General features: G+C 32.8%; 1 protein-coding gene. It reads right to left on the reverse strand.

Features of this window, described 5'->3' with window-relative positions:
* Window positions 1-160: 160 nt before the first annotated feature.
* A complete protein-coding gene (locus CLCHR_RS24170) occupies window positions 161-1,600 on the reverse strand; it encodes a DDE-type integrase/transposase/recombinase (RefSeq protein ID WP_079442483.1) in 1,440 nt (479 codons plus the stop codon).
* Window positions 1,601-1,755: the final 155 nt, after the last annotated feature.

Below are 1,755 nucleotides of genomic sequence, written 5' to 3' on the forward strand. Positions count from 1 at the left end.
GATAGTGTAAAGTAAGCTATGAAAAAATAGAAGTAAAAATCAATCTACACTATTAAGTAAAAATGTTTAATTTTACAATTTATCATTTGATTTTGTGTATGACAAAAGACCTCCGTCGCCGAAGGCAAAAACTGTAAAATGTATTAAGTTTATCTTTATTTTAGGAGAGTCGATTTTCTTGCATATGAAGTATAGTTTGCTGACCAAGACTAATAAGTATTTGCCATTTAGCAGGCATGTTATCAGCTTGTTTTAATTGATCAATCTCATTTAGAGGCCGCCAATAATTATAAGGATGTGGGCGCAGAAAATTGTAATATGCAACCCAAAGAGAGACTCCGTAAAGGGCACCGTCTTCACTCCCATAACCACAAGTAACACGGTATGATGATTTGAAAGTACGATTTAAGCGTTCAACTACTTGTTTAATCCAACGGTATTCTTTAGAAACCGCATCATCATTTGTAAGTCCTATTACTTGAGTAAGATCAAAAATTTTATTTTCTTCTAGCTCAAACTGTTGCTTAGCAAGTGGATAAGCGCTATAACCATCAGCAATAAACTTTAACATTTTACCAGGAAAGCTTTGAAATTTATCAAAAGCCATCCGCATCGCAAGTATGCATGGACCAACAGCTCTTGTGTCAGATACCTGATAGCCAAGAATGGACTTTTTACAAGCATCCATAACAATCCAAACATAATGTCTGATACCTTTTACTCTTATATAAGTTTCATCAGCAGAAAGGATATTAGAAGGTTTGTAATCAAAAGTATCTACAAATGGTTTAATTACAGTAGCTGCAGTTAATGCATAGTTAGCAACCATAGTATGTGATATTTTTATACTATGTATCTCCGCTAAAGCGTGAGCGGTTTGTCTAGTTGAAAGCTTAAGATTAACATGGTAGGTCAGACATAAACCCATGATGTGAGGATTAAACTTTTTAAAACTGAAGTTGATAGCACGCTTAGAAAGTGTATGTAAATTCATCTTAAAGAAATCAAAAGTAAATTCTCTATAAATATAGTGAAGCTTATATTTATATTTCTCAGAAGATTTTATATCACTATGAAGTCTTTTAAGACCAGCTAAGTAATATGAACACTTAGGATTTGTACATTTATGAATGCGAAAATGCTTACGGTTTTTCTTTTGAGTAAGAGTATGGCCACAATGAGGGCACACAAGTACTATAGGCTTAGTAACATAATTGCTTTCGTTGAAATTTTGACCACAAACCTTGCATTGGAACTGACCTCGATTGCCGTTATTATCGTAGATATAATGGTGAGGTGCACCACACTTTGGGCAAATAGTTTCACTAGGAATAGACTTGCCGTTCCGTCGGTGGACGGGTTTCACTACCTTGTTATATTTGTGCTTGTAATAAGCTAAAAGAAATTGATAGTCAACTTTTTCAAAACGAATAATTTTAGGAAGATTGTCTACTTTAAATTTTTGATATTCTGGGCTGTTAGAATCGTCGAATGCCCATTGGTTTAATGGTATATTCTTTGAAATAAACAAAACAAGTTTATAAATAGTTTTAACTAAATATTGATTATATAAAAGTAAATAAGTTATAATTGAATCCATGACAATGACCTTTCTTTTGATGTTGTTTTGGTGTTGCGGAACTCGATTATAACATGAAATTAGGGGGGGCATTGTTTTTTTGTACAAAAAAACGCTCGAACCCTTGATATATAAAGAAAAAATTTAAAAGAGTAGTGTAAATACTTTACACTAAC

The sequence above is a fragment of the Clostridium chromiireducens genome, assembly GCF_002029255.1.
GTDB classification, from domain to species: domain Bacteria; phylum Bacillota; class Clostridia; order Clostridiales; family Clostridiaceae; genus Clostridium; species Clostridium chromiireducens.

What these genes read in the sequence shown, in the direction of transcription:
- CLCHR_RS24170 (WP_079442483.1), bottom strand. Translation starts at nt 1,600, where the DNA reads ATGGATTCAATTATAACTTATTTACTTTTATATAATCAATATTTAGTT.